Here is a 16,318-nt window from a genome sequence, read left to right on the forward strand (position 1 = left end):
GAATTATCCCATGGGCGCGGTTCGCGGTGAACCCGATCCTGGGTCCGTCTTCCGGAAAGGGACGCCTGAGCCATGCGCAGAACCCGAGCCGCGGCCGCTGGTGCGGTCACCGTCTGTCTGCTGACCGCCGTGACCGCCTGCGGCGGCGGCTCGTCGACGGGGGGCGGCTCCAACGACTCGCCGAAGACGCTGACCTACTGGGCGTCCAACCAGGGCGCCAGCGTCGAGGTGGACAAGAAGGTCCTCCAGCCCGAACTCGACAAGTTCGAGAAGCAGACCGGCATCAAGGTCGAGCTCGAGGTCGTGCCGTGGTCGGACCTGCTGAACCGGATCCTCACCGCCGCCACCTCCGGCCAGGGCCCCGACGTCCTGAACATCGGCAACACCTGGAGCGCCTCCCTGCAGGCCACAGGCGCGCTGCTGCCCTGGGACGCGAAGAACTTCGCGAAGATCGGCGGCAAGGACCGCTTCGTCGACTCCGCGCTCGGCTCCACCGGCGCCCAAGGCCAGGACCCGGCCGCCGTACCGCTGTACTCCATGTCCTACGCCCTCTACTACAACAAGGAGATCTTCGCCGACGCCGGCATCTCCAAGCCGCCGGCGACGTGGGCCGAGCTGGTCGCCGACGGCAAGAAGATCCAGGCGAAGGGCAAGTCGGCGCTCGGCGCCGAGGGCTCGAACCCGTCGGAGAACGTCCACCACGTCTTCGTCTTCGCCCGGCAGCACGGCGCCGACTTCTTCACCGCCGACGGCAAGCCCGACTTCACCAGCGACAACGTGGTGGCGGCGGTCAAGCAGTACGTCGATCTGATGGCCAAGGACAAGGTCATCCCAACCGGCAACGCCGAGTACGCGCAGAACCAGTCGGTGAGCGACTTCGCCCAGGGCAAGACCGCCATGCTGCTGTGGCAGTCGGCGGCCGCCAACCTCACGTCCCAGGGCATGAGCGAGGACGAGTACGGCATCGCGCCCGTCCCGGTGCAGTCCGGCGCCCCCGGCGTCGGCGCCCAGGTCAACTCGATGGTCGCCGGCATCAACCTGGCCGTCTTCAAGAACACCGACAACCTCGAGGGCGCAACGAAGTTCGTGAAGTTCATGACCAGCGACGCCGAGCAGAAGATCCTCAACACGGCGTACAGCTCCATACCGCCGGTCAAGGCCGCCCAGGCGGACCCCGCCTTCAGCACCGGAGCCGACAAGGTGCTGAAGGACACCCTCGCCACCAGCGCGATCGCACTGCCGCAGGTCGCCGACGAATCCCAGTTCGAGACCGCGGTCGGTACCGCGGTCAAGGACCTGTTCGCCGACGCGGCCGCCGGACGTGCGATCACCGCCTCCTCGGTGAAGGCGGCGCTGGAGAAGGCCCAGCAGCAGATGCCGGCGAAGTGAGCACGATGACCACCACCGCACCCGCAGAGGCTGCCGTGCACAAGAACCCCTCCGGGGCGGCGCAGCACCCAGGTCCCCGCCGCCGCCCCGGAAGGATCCGCCGCATCGCACTGCCCTACCTGCTCCTGCTGCCCGCTCTGCTCCTCGAACTCCTGGTCCACCTGGTGCCGATGGTCATCGGCATCATGATGAGCTTCAAGGAGCTCACGCAGTTCTACATCCGTGACTGGGGCGCCGCGCCCTGGTCCGGCATCGCCAACTACAAGGTGTCGGTGGACTTCGACGCTCCCGTCGGCGAGGCCCTGCTGCACTCCTTCCTGGTGACCGTCGCCTTCACGCTGCTGTCGGTCGGCCTGTGCTGGCTGATCGGCACGGCAGCGGCGATCTACCTGCAGGACGCCTTCCGCGGCCGCGGCCTGCTGCGGACGCTGTTCCTCATCCCGTACGCGCTGCCCGTCTACGCGGCCGTCATCACCTGGGTGTTCATGTTCCAGCACGACAACGGCCTGGTGAACCACGTCCTGCACGACCAGCTCGCTCTCACCGACAAGCCGTCCTTCTGGCTCATCGGCGACAACAGCTTCTACGCGCTGCTCACCGTGTCCGTGTGGAAGGGCTGGCCCTTCGCCTTCCTCGTCATCATGGCCGGCCTGCAGAACATCCCCGGCGAGCTGTACGAGGCGGCCGCCCTCGACGGCGCCGGCATGTGGCAGCAGATCCGCCGCATCACTGTGCCGTCCCTGCGCCCGGTCAACCAGGTCCTGGTCCTGGTGCTGTTCCTGTGGACGTTCAACGACTTCAACACGCCGTACGTCCTGTTCGGCAGATCGGCCCCTGAGGCGGCGGACCTCATCTCCGTCCACGTCTACCAGGCGTCCTTCGTGACGTGGAACTTCGGCACCGGCTCGGCCATGTCCGTCCTGCTGCTGCTCTTCCTGCTCGTGGTGACGGGCGTCTACCTCCTGCTGACCTCGCGAGGAAGGAAGCCGGCCGATGTCTAGCACCACCTCTCGGGCGCCCCGGTCGCCCATGGCTCCGCCCCGGTCCTTCTTCTGGTCCCGGCGGATCTTCCTCACGCTGCTGACCGGCTTCGTGCTCCTGCCGGTGTACGTCATGGTCTCTAGCTCGCTGAAACCGCTCGCCGACGTCACGGGCGAGTTCCGCTGGCTGCCGAGCCGGCTGACCATCCGCCCGTACATCGACATCTGGTCGACGATCCCGCTCGCCCGGTACTTCGTGAACTCGCTGATCGTGGCGGGCGCGGCGACCGTCTGCTCGGTCGTCATCGCGGTGTTCGCGGCGTACGCCGTCAGCCGTTACGACGTGCGCGGCAAGCGGGTCTTCACGGTCACCGTGCTGTCCACGCAGATGTTCCCCGGCATCCTCTTCCTGCTCCCGCTGTTCCTGATCTACGTCAACATCGGCAACGCCACCGGAATCGCCCTGTTCGGCTCGCGCGGCGGCCTGATCCTGACGTATCTCACCTTCTCGCTGCCGTTCTCGATCTGGATGCTGATCGGGTACTTCGACTCCGTGCCGAAGGACCTGGACGAGGCCGCGATGGTGGACGGCTGCGGGCCCCTCGGCGCGCTCCTGCGGGTCGTCGTACCGGCCGCGATCCCCGGCATCGTCGCGGTCGCCGTCTACGCCTTCATGACCGCCTGGGGCGAGGTGCTGTTCGCGTCGGTGATGACCGACGACAACACCCGCACCCTCGCCGTCGGACTTCAGGGCTACTCAACCCTCTACAACGTGTACTGGAACCAGATCATGGCCGCCTCGCTCGTCGTCAGCGTGCCGGTGGTCGCCGGATTCCTTCTGCTGCAGCGTTATCTCGTCGCCGGGCTGACGGCGGGAGCCGTCAAGTGAGCGCCTCTGCGACCTCCGCCTCTGCGACCTTCGGCCCGTCTGTCTTCGAAGGGATCCCCGTGACCATCGACCTCGCCGCACTCCCCGACGACTTCCTGTGGGGCACGGCCACGTCGGCCTACCAGATCGAGGGAGCCGTCGCCGAGGACGGCCGCTCCCCCTCCATCTGGGACACCTTCTCCCACACCCCCGGCAAGACCGACAACGGCGACCACGCGGACGTCGCCTGCGACCACTACCACCGCTGGCGCGAGGACATCGGCCTGATGCGCCGCCTGGGCACCAACGCCTACCGGCTGTCCATGGCCTGGCCGCGTGTGCTGCCGGGCGGCGACGGCCCGGTCAACGCCAAAGGGCTCGGCTTCTACGACGCGCTGATCGACGCCCTGCTGGAGGCGGGCATCACGCCGTCCGTCACCCTCTACCACTGGGACCTGCCCCAGGTGCTCCAGGACCGGGGCGGCTGGCCCTCGCGGGACACCGCCCAGCACTTCGCGGCGTACGCGGCGGTCGTCGCCGAGCGCCTCGGCGACCGCGTCACCCACTGGACCACACTCAACGAACCGCTGTGCTCGGCCTGGATCGGCCACCTCGAAGGAAAGATGGCCCCGGGGATCACCGACCTCACGGCCGCAGTCCGCGCCTCCTACCACCTTCTCCTCGGCCACGGCCTGGCCGCACAGGCCGTCCGCGCCGCCGCCTCCGGTGCCCGGGTCGGCATCGTCAACAACCTCTCCACCATCCACGCCGCCACCGACCGGCCGGAAGACCACGAAGCCGCCCGCCGCATGGACGGCCACACCAACCGCTGGTGGCTCGACCCGGTCCACGGCCGCGGCTTCCCGACCGACATGCGCGAGGTCTACGGCGTCGAGCTGCCCGAACAGCCCGGCGACCTGGAGACCATCGCCCAGCCCCTGGACTGGCTGGGCCTCAACTACTACATGCCGATCCCCGTCGCCGACGACCCCACCGGACCGGCCCCACGGGCCCGTCAGGTTCCCCGCCACGGCGTGCCCCGCACCGGCATGGACTGGGAGATCGACGCCTCCGGCATCGAGACCCTCCTGCTCCGCCTGACCCACGACTACGGCGCCCGCCGGCTGTACGTCACGGAGAACGGCTCCGCCCACCCCGACGTCGTACGCCCCGACGGCACCATCGACGACCCCGAACGCCAGGACTACCTGATCAGCCACCTGGCCGCCTGCGCTTCCGCCGCCCGCAAGGGTGCCCCCCTGGCCGGCTACTTCGCCTGGTCCCTGCTCGACAACTTCGAATGGGCCTACGGCTACGACAAGCGCTTCGGGCTGGTCCACGTCGACCACCGGACACAGAAGCGCACCATCAAGGGCAGCGGCCACCGGTACGCCGACATCATCCGCGCACACGGCAAGGCGGCGCAACGCAGCCTGAGCCAAGAGACGGTCGACTCCGCCGGGTACCAGGGTCAGGGACGGGGCGAGCGCGCCGACGGTCATGCGGCGCCGACTGGGTGAGCTTCTCGTCCAGCCTGCGCGCTCCCCCGCCCGTTCCTCCTCGGGAGGAAAGCAAGCGGGTGCCGGTAGGGACCAGGCGGTGCGTCGGCCGCGTCCGCACCCGTGTGCTCGGCTCGAGCCCTGTCAGACGGTGCTGTCGGGCAGGGGCGACCTGCATCCGGAGACCGCGATGCAGGAAATCCGCTGCACTTCAGGGCCGGAAGTCGGTCTGCGAGGTCACGGTCACAATGCCCGAGGCTGCCGTCGGCGATGTGCCCGGCGACCTGACGGCGCCGCCGGGTCACGGGTTCCGGCTCGTACGGCAGTGGCGGCGCCCACCGCCACCGTGCCGCCGGCCGAACTGCTCGGGCTGCGCGACCCGATGCGATGCCGGACGCAGGACCGGGCGCCCTCACGGCCCGGCCCACGGGTTGCGCGCCGGCTCCGGCGGCGACTTCGTCGCGGTAGCCGCAGGGCGTCCGGCCCGGTCGGCAGGTCGCGCCACGTCCTGCGACAGGTGGTGGCGCGTCCCGCCCGGGGCCGCGGTAGCGGGCCGTCAGGGATACGACACCACCGTGGACGGCGTCGTCGACGTGCCCTGCGTCGGCGACCCGGAGTCGTTGATCACGTGCTCGTACTGGCCGTTGCCGCCGAGCGAGACGACCAGCAGGCCATGGAAGCGCACCCCCGGCCGGACGGGGGCGGCGAATCCATGGTGCTGCACGATCGTGGGGTCGACGTTGTAGAAGCAGTAGCTGCCCAGCCCCCAGCCCTCGTGCGAGGTCACGCCGTCGCCGACCTTGTAGGCGGGGTAGCCCTTGACCGAACCGTTCTGGACGGCGGCCTGGTTCGGGGCGTCGTACGCCTTCTCGTTCTGGAAGAAGATCGTGCGGCCGCGCTCGCCGTACCACTGCACGTCGTACTTGTTGAAGTGCTCCACGAACAGGCCGGTTGCCAGGACGTCGTGACCGTTGACGACGACGCCGTGGTCGGCGCGATTGGTCTCCCAGCCGACTCCCTCACCGTGGTCGGCCCGCCAGACCCATGTGTGGTCGACGATCGTGTGCCCACTGTTGATCACCATGCTCGTGGTGGCCTTGCCGGGGCCGGCGCCGCCGATCCGGATGAACACGTCCTGCACCGTGGTGGGGTTGGCGCAGTGGTCCCGGAACGCCCCCTGCGGGCCGACTTCCAGCAGGGTCGGGGAGTTGACCGGGCCGGCGTCGATCATGAACCCGGCCAGCCGTACGCCGTCGACGTCGGCCACCTTCATGGCCGTGACGCCGTTGTCCGGAACGAGCGTGGCGTAACCCAGGCCCAGAACGACCGTGTTCGGCCGGTTCACCTCGACTGGCCGATCCAGGTGGTAGATCCCCGGCGTCAGCAGCAGGTGCAGCCCCTGGGCGAGCGCCTGGTTGAGCGTGGCCGCCAAGACGCCGGGCCGGGCGACGTAGAACCGCGTGAGCGGCAGCGAGGTGCCGCGCGGCGTGCCACTGCCCCAGGTGACACCACGGGCGTTGGTCCGCTTCTCCGGCAGGAAGACCCGGTAGTCGTCGCCCTGGAGGTACAGGAAGGGCTTCTCGCGGGACACGGGGGTCGTGTCGAGCGTGGTGTACGGCGGGTAGGGGAAGCTCTGGGCGGGGGCGCCCTCGACGCCGGAGAACACCATGTTCCAGACGGCGTTGCGCCAGCCGCCGATCGCACTGTCGCGGGTGTACCACTGTTGCTGCGAGTACGGCCCGACCTGGCCGTCGATGCGGCTGTCGGCGATATAGCCGCCACTCGCCCAGCCGTAGCCCGAGGGCGCGAGGTTGAGGTCGCCGCGCACGTGCATGCGCCGGAACGGCGCCGCCTGCGAGACCGCCCACCGGTTGGTCCCGTTCGCCGGGACCAGAGCCAGGTTCTCCGCCGAACGCCAGAAATTCTGCGTCGCGTTGCCGTTGAACCAGCCGGCGTCGACCGTCACATCGCCGTAGATGGTGGTGTCGTCGGGAGAGAGCCCCAGGCCCGCGATGGAGGTGTAGAAGCCTATCTGCGCATTGAGGCCGTGATACGTGCCCGGCTTGAACAGCAGCGCGAAGCGGCCGGTGCCGAACTGTGCCGACTCCTGCTGCCGGAACACCTCATCCAGCCTGGCCTGAATGTTCGGCGTCGACGGATCGAAGACGAGGACGTTCGGGCCGAGGTCACCGCCGCCGGGCAGCCGGCGCGGCCCTTTCCCGACCGACGAAGCGGCGGACGCGGGGGCGGACAGGCCCGGCACGACGGTTGAGGCCGAGGCAGCCGCGGCGGCCAGGACGGCTCGCCGGCCGATGGAGGGCAGGGGCATGGGCGGCTCTCCTGTTCAAGGAGGGAACGGGGTCAGCCGGTGAGCGCAGTCCCGTCTCGACTCACGGCTTAATTTAGGTCATGAGTTAATCCTCGCGTGATGTGCTCGTCAAGGGGTGCGGCAACGCTCGTGACATCCGGTCCACCTGCTGACGCGCCCGTTCGGACAGTGGAAGCTCACCCATGCCTGCTTCTGTGCGGGCGCCCTGGTGAACCACGACTGCCCCGAGGAGTGACGCAAGGGGTGACATCGCCTCCGCTGTCGTGGAGATCGAGTCCGGGGCGGGCCGGCCGGCTGTGACCACAGCATGATGCTGCCGACGGGGTTCGCGGATGGTCGAGATCTACAGGTCGAACTCGAGGTGCTCGATGTCCGTGAACCGGACTTCCTCCAGCTGGCCGGCGCGGCGGCCGCCGTCCTGGAAGTACACCTCCTTGAGCGCCTCGGCCGCGAGCTCTTGGAGACGCTGCTCGGTGGCGCCCTGCTCCTGGGCCTCGAAGAGGCGCGCCGCGTACTGCGGTGGCAGCGCGACGGTCAGGTGCCGGATGCGGTCCTGGTCCGTCGACCCGATCGGCGCGGTGTAGCCGAGCCGGGCGCGGGTGTCGATGACGATGCCGCCGGTCGTCGCCGCCCGCTCCTTGGCCCTGGCGCGGATCTGCGGCTGCCAGCGGGCCTTCACCTCGCGCTCCAGGCGCGCGGCGAGGTCCGGGCGCGGCTTCTTGATCTGGTCCTTCACATACCGTTCGACGGTGCGCTGGGAGATCCGCAGCATCTGGGCGACCGCCTTGGTGCCCTTGAGCTGCTTGACCAGGTAGCGCATCTGCGCTGGCGCGCTCTTGGGTGCCGGGCGGGTGAACGCCCGCTGCACCGCCTGGTCCAGGCCGTCTCCGAACAGGGTCATCGCCTGCTACTCCCCGCTGTCCTTGTCCGTGACCTGCCCGTCCTTGATGTACCGGGCCAGGTTGAGCTCCGGGGCGTCGAACCGCTCACGGACCTCCTCGCCCCACAGGACGCTCTGGGTGCCCTCGTGCTTGACCAGGCCGGGGTTGATGCCCAGCTTGAAGCCGCCCGGCAGCGGCTTGCCGTCCCGGTAGGGCAGGAAGTCCAGCGGGCTGGCGCCGCCTGCCGCGTAGACCACGCAGTCGGACAGGACCGCGACCGGGTACTGGCCGGTGAACGCCGCGTGCTTGACGATTTTGCGGTGCAGGTTGATCCGGGTGCGGGAGATGACCGCCGCGCGGATGTCCGGCCGCCATGTCGGACGGGACAGCGCCCGCCACGGCTGCCCGGGCTTCCAGCCTTCCCCGCGCGGGCGCTCGCGCAGCTTGCCCAGACCTCCCTTGACGGTCGCCTTGATGGCCGAGACGACGATCGCCAGCTCCGGGTCTCGGTCGCGGTAGCCGTCCATCGCGGCCAGGAAGTCGGCCGGCTCCATGTCCGCGTGCACGCCGAGGTCGGCCATCGTGGCGAGGTAGGCGTCGCGCAGCCGCTGGTACCAGCCGTCGAGGTAGCGGCCGTTGTCATAGCGGACGTAGGCCTCGATCGGGCTGACGTCGTAGCCGAGCTCCACCGCGTACGCCACAGTGGGCGTCGCGTACCAGGCCGGGCCCTCCGGGCGGTCGCCCTTCGGCGTGAACGGGCTCGGCAGCAGACTCGCGTCCAACTCGGCCCACTTGTCCTTGCCGACCTTCACCCGCGACAGATCGACGTGGGAGAGGTCGACCAGCCAGGAGCCGGGCAGCTTCGCGTCGAACGCCGGCGCCTTGACGGGCGTCGGTGCGCCGAGGCCGACGGTCAGGCCGTTGGCTCCGGCGGCGAAGGCCATGTTGACGTCGATGCCGACCAGGTGCCGCAGGGTGCACTCGGCATCGGTCATCGGCCGCGCCCAGTCGTAGGCCTCCTCGAACAGCTTCTCGCCGGGGCCGCGGACGTGGAAGCGCGGCAGGTCCGCCAGGAGCGGGTGCCCGTCGGGGGCCTCGCACGGCGCGCAGTCCACCGGGTCCTTGCCCAGGCTGCCGGGGTTGCGCTCGGAGTGCCGGCGGCCGTCGGCGTCCGGCTCGGATGCGCGGGTCGGCGGGTGCAGCGCGGTCATCAGCTCCAGACCGGTCACCGCGGTCGAACCGCGCGGCGTCATCACGCGGGAGGCGTACACGCCCAGCACCCGGGCGAGTTCTGACGGCGGGAGCTGTGCGGCCTCGCCCCAGTGGCGGGAGTCCAGCGCGTTCCACGACGGGATGCACAGCTGCACGCACTGGCGGTCCGAGCCGGTGGCGGGGCGGTAGATCCGCGTCCACGGACCGAACCCGCGCTTGGTCAACTTCCAGTCGGCACGCGCCAGCTGCTTGACGACCTTGTGGCCTTCCGGGATCCGCCCGGCGAGCCGCTCCTCATCGGTGAGGGCGGCGGGGAGGCCGTAGCGCTTCAACGCGGCCTCGGTGAGGACGAGCAGCGGGTCGGCGTCCTTGCCGGGGCCGGACAGCTTCGGCGCCCCGAGCTTCGCCTCCTTCAGCGTCCACTCCACCAGAGCGGGCAGGGACTTGGCGGGCACCTCCAGGACCAGGCCGCCGGTGCAGTAGGCGACGACCTGGCCGTCGTCGTCGATGTCGACGACCGCCAGCGGACCATTTTCGAACCGCAGGTCCGTGCCGCCCGCCGGGGTACCGGCCGGGGTGTTCGCCGGGGCGGCCTTTTTCGCAGCCGGGCGGCGCGACGCGGACGTCGGCGACTTGGTGGCGCGCGTCGGACGGGGCGCGGCAGCCGGAGGCACGGCGTCGGCGGCGGGGCGGGTCGGGGTGTTCCGTTCGATCGTCGCGGCCGCAGCCTCGGGCGCCGCGTCTGTGGGCATAGGCCGCGCCTGCGCAGCCGGGGCGGGAGCGCTCGAGAAGGACTCCGGAACGGGCATGCCCTCCACGGGCACCGTGGCGTTGGGATCGGCGGGGTAGAGCTCCGCGAGCTTGCCGAGCAGTCGCGCGTATGCCTCGCGCTCCGGCGGCCGCGGCTCGGTCTTACCGGCCTCCCAGCCGCTGACGGTCGCACGCCGAACGTCCAGGGCCGAGGCCACTTCGTCCAGCGTCAGACCGTGCGCTTGGCGCAGCCGCTTGCGCTCCGGAGGCGGCGGCAGCGCAGACCGGGACGCAACCAGCGCGTCAATCCGATCGAACAACTCGGACATGGAACACCTCCGGAGCCACAGTCTAGCCCAAGAACCGTACGGATAGCATACGTTTACCGTACGGATAGCGTACGAAGTGCGTTACCACAAGGCGTCGGACCGTGGCGGCTGCGCTGTGCCCGCCTGCGTGCTGCGACCTCGCGGAGCCGTCCGGCATCGAGCGGAACGCGGCCGACTCCGCCGCCGATCGGGACGTACGGCACATACGCGACGGTCGTGTGATCCTCATAGCCCCTGGCTTCGGGCCGCACCGACGAAGCGGCGGCCAAACGGCGCGGCGTCTGACTGCGCGCACCCACCGGCGGCGAGTGGCCGAGCTGATGGCCGACTCCCGCTCCCAGGCCGGCCTGCGGCAGGCGAGCCGGGGCCACCCCGCTGAACCACGGTGATCGCGGCCTTCAGCGGCCCGGTCGGACGCTTGCCGGACCGGAGCATGCCGTCGCCGGCGCACCTCCCCGCTCCGTGGGGGCAGCGTCCCATTCGGCCATTTCCGAGTGCGCCGGTGGACACGAGCCAAGTCTGAATGGAACGCTCCCTCCAGAGCGCCGAGCGATACCCGGAAGGCGCGCCTCCGGCCGTTGCCCGGATACCCGGAAAGCGTCTCCGGCCGCCCTGATGCCGCTCCCCGCGCGAACCGCGCATCGCTCAACGGCACGAAGTGCTCCACGAAGTCCTCGCAGAAGCCGAGTCCGGGCATGCCCGGACGCCTTGCCGAGAGGGGTTCCAGATGAAACGCACGGTCGTCACGGCCGCCACCGCCTCCGTCCTCCTCGCCACCGCCGTACTCCCCGTTGCCCATGCCGCCGCTCCCGTGGACTCCGGTCCTGCGGAGTTCACCGTGGACACCACCTCCGACGCGGTGGACGCCGACGGCGCGGACGGTCGGTGTCTCACCGCCTCGGGCCGGTGCAGCCTGCGTGCCGCGGTGATGGCCGCCAACGCCCGGCCGGGCAGCACGATCACGCTGCCTCCCGGCCACTACCGGCTGACGATCCCGCCCGACCCGCGGCTGATCATCGGCGACAACCCCGACCCCACCACGGGCGACCTCAACGTCGCCGCCCCTGTCACGATCAAGGGCAGCGGCGCACGGACCACCGTCATCGACGCCAACCGCCTGGACCGGGCCTTCCGCATGCAGGCGGACTCCCGGCTGTCCGATCTGACGATCACCGGAGGAGTGACCAGGCAACGCGAACTCCCCATCACCGACACCGGTGGCGGCGCGATCGCCAACGGACATCACATGACACTGCGACGGGTCACCGTGACCGGCAACTCCGCGGGCTACGGCGGCGGCGTCTTCAACGTCCCGAACTCCCACCTCGATCTGATCGACAGCACCGTCAGCGGGAACACCGCAGGAGAGGCCGGCGGCATCAGATTCGATGACACCGGCACCGTGACCAACTCCACGATCGCGGACAACCGGGTGACGAACCCCGGCAACCGCCCCGGCAGCCTCGCAGGATACGGCGGAGGCATCGACATCCGGGGAACCGGAGCGGTGGAGATCCTCAACTCCACGATCACCGGCAACCGTTCGAGCGACGGCGGGGGCGGGATCAACATCGCCCCCGCCTACCTCGACAGCCTGCCCGCGCCGATCCCCGACATCGTCGATCTCCCCCTGGGACGCCTGACGCTGCGCAACTCCGTCATCGCGAACAACACGGTCGACGGGGCGCCCGCCGACTGCAAGAAGGCGTTCGCGACCATCGCGTCACAAGGCCACAACCTCGACGGCGACGGCAGCTGCCGACTGACCGCAGCGGGCGATCTACCCAGCCGCACGCCCCTGATCGGACCGCTGACGGACAACGGCGGCCCCACCGACACCGTCGCTCTGCTCCCCGGCAGCCCCGCCCTGGACGCGGCCGACGGCTGCACCGACACCGATCAGCGAGGCGTCACTCGCCCCCAGGGCGCAGCCTGTGACATCGGCGCCTACGAGGCCGTCTCATGATCGCGCGCCACACCTCCCGCTGACGCAGACGCTCGAGGCGGCCGGGGCGGACCGGAGCCACCGCCGCGTCCGCAGCCGACCGCCACTGCCCGTTGCGCTCCCGTTCCCCGAGGAGCGGTGCGAGGACCTCACGGAGCGGGCATGGCCGTGACGCCGCCAAAGCCGTCCTCCCCAGGGACGCCCCGCACGGCAACGCCGTGGTGGGCGGCCAACGCCAGCAGTGCCACACGCACCGGTTCGGTCTCCAGGACCGCATCCGGCTCGAACCAACGGGCCACCGCGGTTCCGGTCGCCATCCTCAGGGTGAAGCGCGCCAGCTCGTCCGCCACCTGGGGGCGGTCATGCAGGGCGAAGACGCAACTGACGCAATCCCGGGCCCAGGCCACCAGGGCGTCGCGGTAGTGACGCACCTCGGCCAGGGCGGCCGCGCTGGCCTCCTTCTGCACCGCGCCCAGCCCCAACAGCAGCCTCACACCCCGCGGGTGGCGCCGCAAGGCGCCCGCCAAGTCGGTGAGGAAGGTGTCCAGACGCTGCGCCACGTCGGCGCCCGGCACCTCGGCCGGGGGCAAGGCGGCCAGCAGCGCGGTCCTCGCGCGCTCCAGCACCGCGACGTAGATCCCGTCCTTGCTTCCGAAGTGCCAGTAGATCGAACTCACCGGCAGACCGCATGCGGTGGAGATCATCGAGATGGACGTGGCGGCGTAGCCGTGACGCGACATCAGCTCACCGGCGGTGTCCAATATCGCGTCACGGGACCGTGCGCCGCGGCCCAGGGCCGATGCCTGCGTCATAGGGGCGACTCTAATGCCGTGACCGCATACGTTCACCGCCTTGACGAACCGTGGCGCCAGGAGTTGAGCTTCTACAGTGAGGCGCACAGCTCAGCGGCAAGTACAGCCTGGACGACGTGACCGCGACGGGCGCGGGCACCGGCGACGGCATCCGCAGGGGCCTCAGCCTCGCCCTGGGCACGCTCACCGAACGCAACCTGACCGTGACCGGAGCCGGGGTCGCCCCGGAGGTCACCGCCGAGCCGGGCCGCACCCCCGCCCAGGTCGCGCCGGCCTGGACACTGCGCAACCCGGGCCTGACGACCACGCTGATCGGGGCCCGCACTCCCGCCCAGCCGGAGGAAACCCTGGGCGCCCTGCAGATCGAGTTCACTCCCGCCCAGCCGACCCGCCCGGACACGGCGAGCGCGATCGAGCTCGGCCAGCCGCACGACCTGCGCGCGAGCGACCACATCCGCCGGGTGACCACCGGCGGCCTGCGGATCGAAACCCGCGGCTGACGGCCGGCCGTCAGCCGCGGGAGCCGCCGAGGTCTGCTCGCCGTCCGAACGAACGACGGGGCGAGGGCAGGGACACCGCTGCCCCCGGGCCGGGGTCAGTGGTGATGCTTGTCCACTGCCCGGAAACTGCCGACAAGCGCGAACGGCACCACGGCCCCATCGAAAACCACCGTCCCGGGGATTGCGTTGCTGGAATCTCCGCGCCCGATAGTCGCAATCGCAGCACCGTTGTCGCACGTAATCCCGGCGAAGAATTCCACCCTAGTGTCAGTTTCATTCCGGACGTTGAAACTGGTCGCCGGACTACTGATCACAGCGATGCACTCACCCCCCTCGACCGAATACGTCCGCTCGTTGACATAAACCCGTCCGCGATCGTCCGAACGGTCGCCGTACCTCGCCTGCCCGCTCCCTCCCGTCTGCCCGTTCCCGCCCGTCTGGCCGTAGCCGCCCGTCTGGCCGCTTCCTCCCACGTCCGCTCCTCGAGGCAAGGAGGCGGCAGCCTCCTGCACCGACGGGGCGGACGTGGAATTCGAAGCCGACGCATAGTCCACGGTGGTCACCGCCACCACCGTGACACCCACCGACAAAGCGATCCCGACCACGGTACGCGTCCGCATTCCGAATCTCCCTCTCGCAGGCATTTCACTCCTCCATCTCCCAGGGATGCCAGCCGACCCGGCCGCCTACGAACGAACCTGGCTCACACCGAAATCTGCCGCCACTTCAGAGATCCACCAGCGACACCGAAAAGGGGCCGATCGGGCGCTCAAAAGTCCCGAGCGGGGCAGGTGACGAATCGTCACAAAGCGAGAAGGGAAGCGACTTGGCTCAAGGCTGGGCCATAAGGGGGACATCACTGACACCCCGTCACGCTTGTGCGCGCGTGTCGGGCATTGACAACACCCCGCACGACGACAAGGACGCCACCCTCGGACACCGGGACCCGACCTGGTCAGCGCCTCACAACAGCAAGCCTAGCGGGCGCACACACCCGCCAGGGGACAGACCTGCCCAAACCCGCCGCACACCGACCGCAGGGTGGCGGGTGTCAGCGGCGGTGGCCGCCCCAGGTCTCCTGGTCGACGAAGCGACGGCGGTCGGTGCGCAGGGTGGCGGTGTCGCGGTCGTTGTTCCACACGCAGTGGCGGCGGTTTTGGTAGAGGTCGTCGGTGCGGGTGTCGCGGCCGATGCCGGTGTGGATGCGGACGGTGGCGCGGCTGGCCAGGCGGTAGTGCTCGAAGGTGTAGGTGTGGCCTTGATCGTCCACCCACTCCTTGTTCAGCGAGCGGTTGGAGCGGTCGTCGCGTCCCGGGGAGTCGTCCTGGACGGCCGAGATCTCCGCCTTCGGACGCTCGGTTCGGACGACTGGGCCAGGACGCGGACGCCACGGGGGCTGTAAGCGCAGGTGTTGACCTTGTTACCGTCCTCGTCCGCTGGGGCTACCACACGTGCATCGGTGAGGTTGCGGCGTACGACAACCGGACCACGGTCGTCTGATGGTGGGGGTGGCGCCTTCTTCTGACAGGCGCCACCCTCCCCTACACTTGCCTTTTTGCCGCTGCTCGCGTGGCGATGACTGCCCCGCCCCAGAAGAGGACGGTCATGGCGAGGACAGTCAGTCCGCCAGTGATCATGCCCATGATCAAAAGCGCGGCTGAGAGTACGACGCCGAGCACGCCGAAGACATGCGTCGTGGTCAACAACCGCTTCGCCAGCGCTTGGCGCTGTAGTGATACTCCGACCTGGCGCACCCTGCGTCTCCCTTCACTGCCACCGGCTTGCACCGATGGGCAACAGGTCCAGCTGAACGGCATCTGTGCTATCTGACTTCCCGCCCAGCCGGCCGCATAGCAACCGACGGCGAATCCCAGTGAGGTGCCGAGCGTCAGCGGAGCGGCTGCAATCGCGTTCGCACGCCCCACCGCAATACCGCCTCCCACGACGGCTCCTGCTACGTCGCCCCACAGCGCCTTGGTGTCTCCCCGGGCCAGGTGCACGTCGGCCTGGACCAGGTCACCGGCCGGGCCGAGAGCATCGGCCACCCCACTCAGGTTGAGCGTGCCCTGCGGATCGATGCAGTTGACGGGGTCGCCTTGGGCGTAGAGGTGTAGGGGTTCTTCTCCTGGCCGGAGGGATCGGGCTGGGTGAAGCGGCCGATGTTGGCGTCGTAGTACCGGGCCTGAAGGTGACAAAGGCCCGTGGGGTCCTGGAAGTTGCCCGCGAAGCGGTAGGGCTGGGCGACCGGTTCGGACGACTGCGCCAGGATGCGCACACCGCGAGGGCTGTAGGCGTAGGTGTTCACCTTGCTGCCGTCCGCGTCCGCCAGGACGGTTTCCGGCTGATCGAAGTCAACCCGCGGCTCACCGGGGGTGCCCTGCCCGACTCCATCAACGCGGTGGCCGACCGCGACATCTTCGCACTCCTGGTCGACCTTCACCTCGGCGTCGGTGAACCCCTGCGACCTCCGGCTGAGGGCGGCGGCCTCGCACACTTTCCTGGCCGCCGCCGAGGACTGCACCGCGCCGGCCGACCTGCCCCCGGACTGGTTCGACGCCTTCCTGCCCCGCCTCCACTCCGGCTGGGCCCGGGTGACGGTCCGTCAGCCGCTGCCCAGGATGACGGTGAACTTCGACTCGTTCGGCATGGTCCGCGCCGTCGGCGGCGACCTCGCCGACGCGGACGCCGTGTGCGCCCGGACACGCCACGCTGTCGGCGAAGCGCTGGGCATCCCCCTCACGGCCGAAAATCCCAGCAAGATGTTTGCGCCGGGGCACGCCGGTGATCCGGCTGTCGCGCCCCGGTCCTGAACCCAAACGGCGCA

Annotated in this window: 14 protein-coding genes and 1 pseudogene; 7 read left to right on the forward strand and 8 right to left on the reverse strand. The window is 69.8% G+C overall.

Translation table 11 applies throughout. From position 1 onward, the window contains the following. Positions 1–72 precede the first annotated feature (72 nt). The 4 genes and pseudogenes from ACFYXA_RS07600 to ACFYXA_RS07615 form a co-directional block, all read left to right on the forward strand. Positions 73–1,389 (forward strand): ABC transporter substrate-binding protein, encoded by a 1,317-nt coding sequence (locus ACFYXA_RS07600; protein ID WP_389029331.1) that lies wholly within the window; start codon positions 73–75, stop codon positions 1,387–1,389. A 5-nt stretch (positions 1,390–1,394) separates the two neighbouring features. Next, a complete protein-coding gene (locus tag ACFYXA_RS07605; RefSeq protein WP_389029335.1) occupies positions 1,395–2,390 on the forward strand; it encodes a carbohydrate ABC transporter permease in 996 nt (331 codons plus the stop codon). Positions 2,391–2,418: 28 nt separating this feature from the next. Further along, positions 2,419–3,258, forward strand: coding sequence for a carbohydrate ABC transporter permease (locus ACFYXA_RS07610; protein WP_389031594.1), 840 nt, complete (start codon positions 2,419–2,421; stop codon positions 3,256–3,258). A gap of 59 nt (positions 3,259–3,317) precedes the next feature. Continuing rightward, positions 3,318–4,670: pseudogene (locus tag ACFYXA_RS07615) on the forward strand (GH1 family beta-glucosidase); the annotation flags it as partial. A 622-nt stretch (positions 4,671–5,292) separates the two neighbouring features. On the opposite strand, the gene ACFYXA_RS07620 reads toward ACFYXA_RS07615, so the two are convergent. The 3 genes from ACFYXA_RS07620 to tap form a co-directional block, all read right to left on the reverse strand. Continuing rightward, positions 5,293–7,065 (reverse strand): coagulation factor 5/8 type domain-containing protein, encoded by a 1,773-nt coding sequence (locus ACFYXA_RS07620; RefSeq protein ID WP_389029338.1) that lies wholly within the window; start codon positions 7,063–7,065, stop codon positions 5,293–5,295. Positions 7,066–7,408: 343 nt separating this feature from the next. After that, positions 7,409–7,966: a telomere-protecting terminal protein Tpg gene (tpg, locus tag ACFYXA_RS07625; protein WP_389029341.1), complete on the reverse strand. Its 558-nt coding sequence runs from the start codon at positions 7,964–7,966 to the stop codon at positions 7,409–7,411. Positions 7,967–7,972: 6 nt separating this feature from the next. Next, positions 7,973–10,237 carry a telomere-associated protein Tap gene (gene tap / locus ACFYXA_RS07630; protein WP_389029344.1) on the reverse strand — a complete coding sequence of 755 codons (2,265 nt, stop codon included), beginning with the start codon at positions 10,235–10,237 and terminating at the stop codon, positions 7,973–7,975. Positions 10,238–10,964: 727 nt separating this feature from the next. Here tap and ACFYXA_RS07635 point away from each other — a divergent pair. Beyond that, positions 10,965–12,203, forward strand: a complete 1,239-nt coding sequence (locus ACFYXA_RS07635) for a choice-of-anchor Q domain-containing protein (RefSeq protein WP_389029348.1) — start codon at positions 10,965–10,967, stop codon at positions 12,201–12,203. A gap of 128 nt (positions 12,204–12,331) precedes the next feature. Here the strand turns inward: ACFYXA_RS07635 and ACFYXA_RS07640 are convergent, their stop codons facing one another. Further along, a complete protein-coding gene (locus tag ACFYXA_RS07640; RefSeq protein WP_389029351.1) occupies positions 12,332–12,994 on the reverse strand; it encodes a TetR/AcrR family transcriptional regulator in 663 nt (220 codons plus the stop codon). Between the two features lie 116 nt (positions 12,995–13,110). Here ACFYXA_RS07640 and ACFYXA_RS07645 point away from each other — a divergent pair, with 116 nt between their 5' ends. Further along, complete coding sequence (locus ACFYXA_RS07645; protein WP_389029354.1) at positions 13,111–13,494, forward strand: aldo/keto reductase; 384 nt, start codon at positions 13,111–13,113, stop codon at positions 13,492–13,494. 95 nt (positions 13,495–13,589) lie between these two features. On the opposite strand, the gene ACFYXA_RS07650 is transcribed toward ACFYXA_RS07645, so the two are convergent. The 4 genes from ACFYXA_RS07650 to ACFYXA_RS07665 all read right to left on the reverse strand — a co-directional run bounded on the left by ACFYXA_RS07650 (position 13,590) and on the right by ACFYXA_RS07665 (position 15,934). Further along, the gene (locus ACFYXA_RS07650; protein ID WP_389029357.1) at positions 13,590–14,114 is read right to left on the reverse strand and encodes a hypothetical protein; all 525 of its coding nucleotides are present in this window, start codon (positions 14,112–14,114) and stop codon (positions 13,590–13,592) included. A gap of 431 nt (positions 14,115–14,545) precedes the next feature. Continuing rightward, positions 14,546–14,902: a lamin tail domain-containing protein gene (locus tag ACFYXA_RS07655; protein WP_389031597.1), complete on the reverse strand. Its 357-nt coding sequence runs from the start codon at positions 14,900–14,902 to the stop codon at positions 14,546–14,548. 133 nt (positions 14,903–15,035) lie between these two features. After that, positions 15,036–15,539 carry a hypothetical protein gene (locus ACFYXA_RS07660; RefSeq protein ID WP_389029360.1) on the reverse strand — a complete coding sequence of 168 codons (504 nt, stop codon included), beginning with the start codon at positions 15,537–15,539 and terminating at the stop codon, positions 15,036–15,038. A 5-nt stretch (positions 15,540–15,544) separates the two neighbouring features. Beyond that, positions 15,545–15,934, reverse strand: coding sequence for an RHS repeat-associated core domain-containing protein (locus ACFYXA_RS07665; RefSeq protein ID WP_389029363.1), 390 nt, complete (start codon positions 15,932–15,934; stop codon positions 15,545–15,547). A 10-nt stretch (positions 15,935–15,944) separates the two neighbouring features. Between ACFYXA_RS07665 and ACFYXA_RS07670 the strand changes: the two genes are divergently transcribed. Then, positions 15,945–16,304, forward strand: coding sequence for a hypothetical protein (locus ACFYXA_RS07670; RefSeq protein ID WP_389029366.1), 360 nt, complete (start codon positions 15,945–15,947; stop codon positions 16,302–16,304). The last annotated feature ends 14 nt before the right edge of the window (positions 16,305–16,318 follow it).

Origin of the sequence: Streptomyces sp. NPDC002566, assembly GCF_042889585.1 — a bacterium.
In the GTDB taxonomy this organism is placed as follows: Bacteria; Actinomycetota; Actinomycetes; order Streptomycetales; family Streptomycetaceae; genus Streptomyces.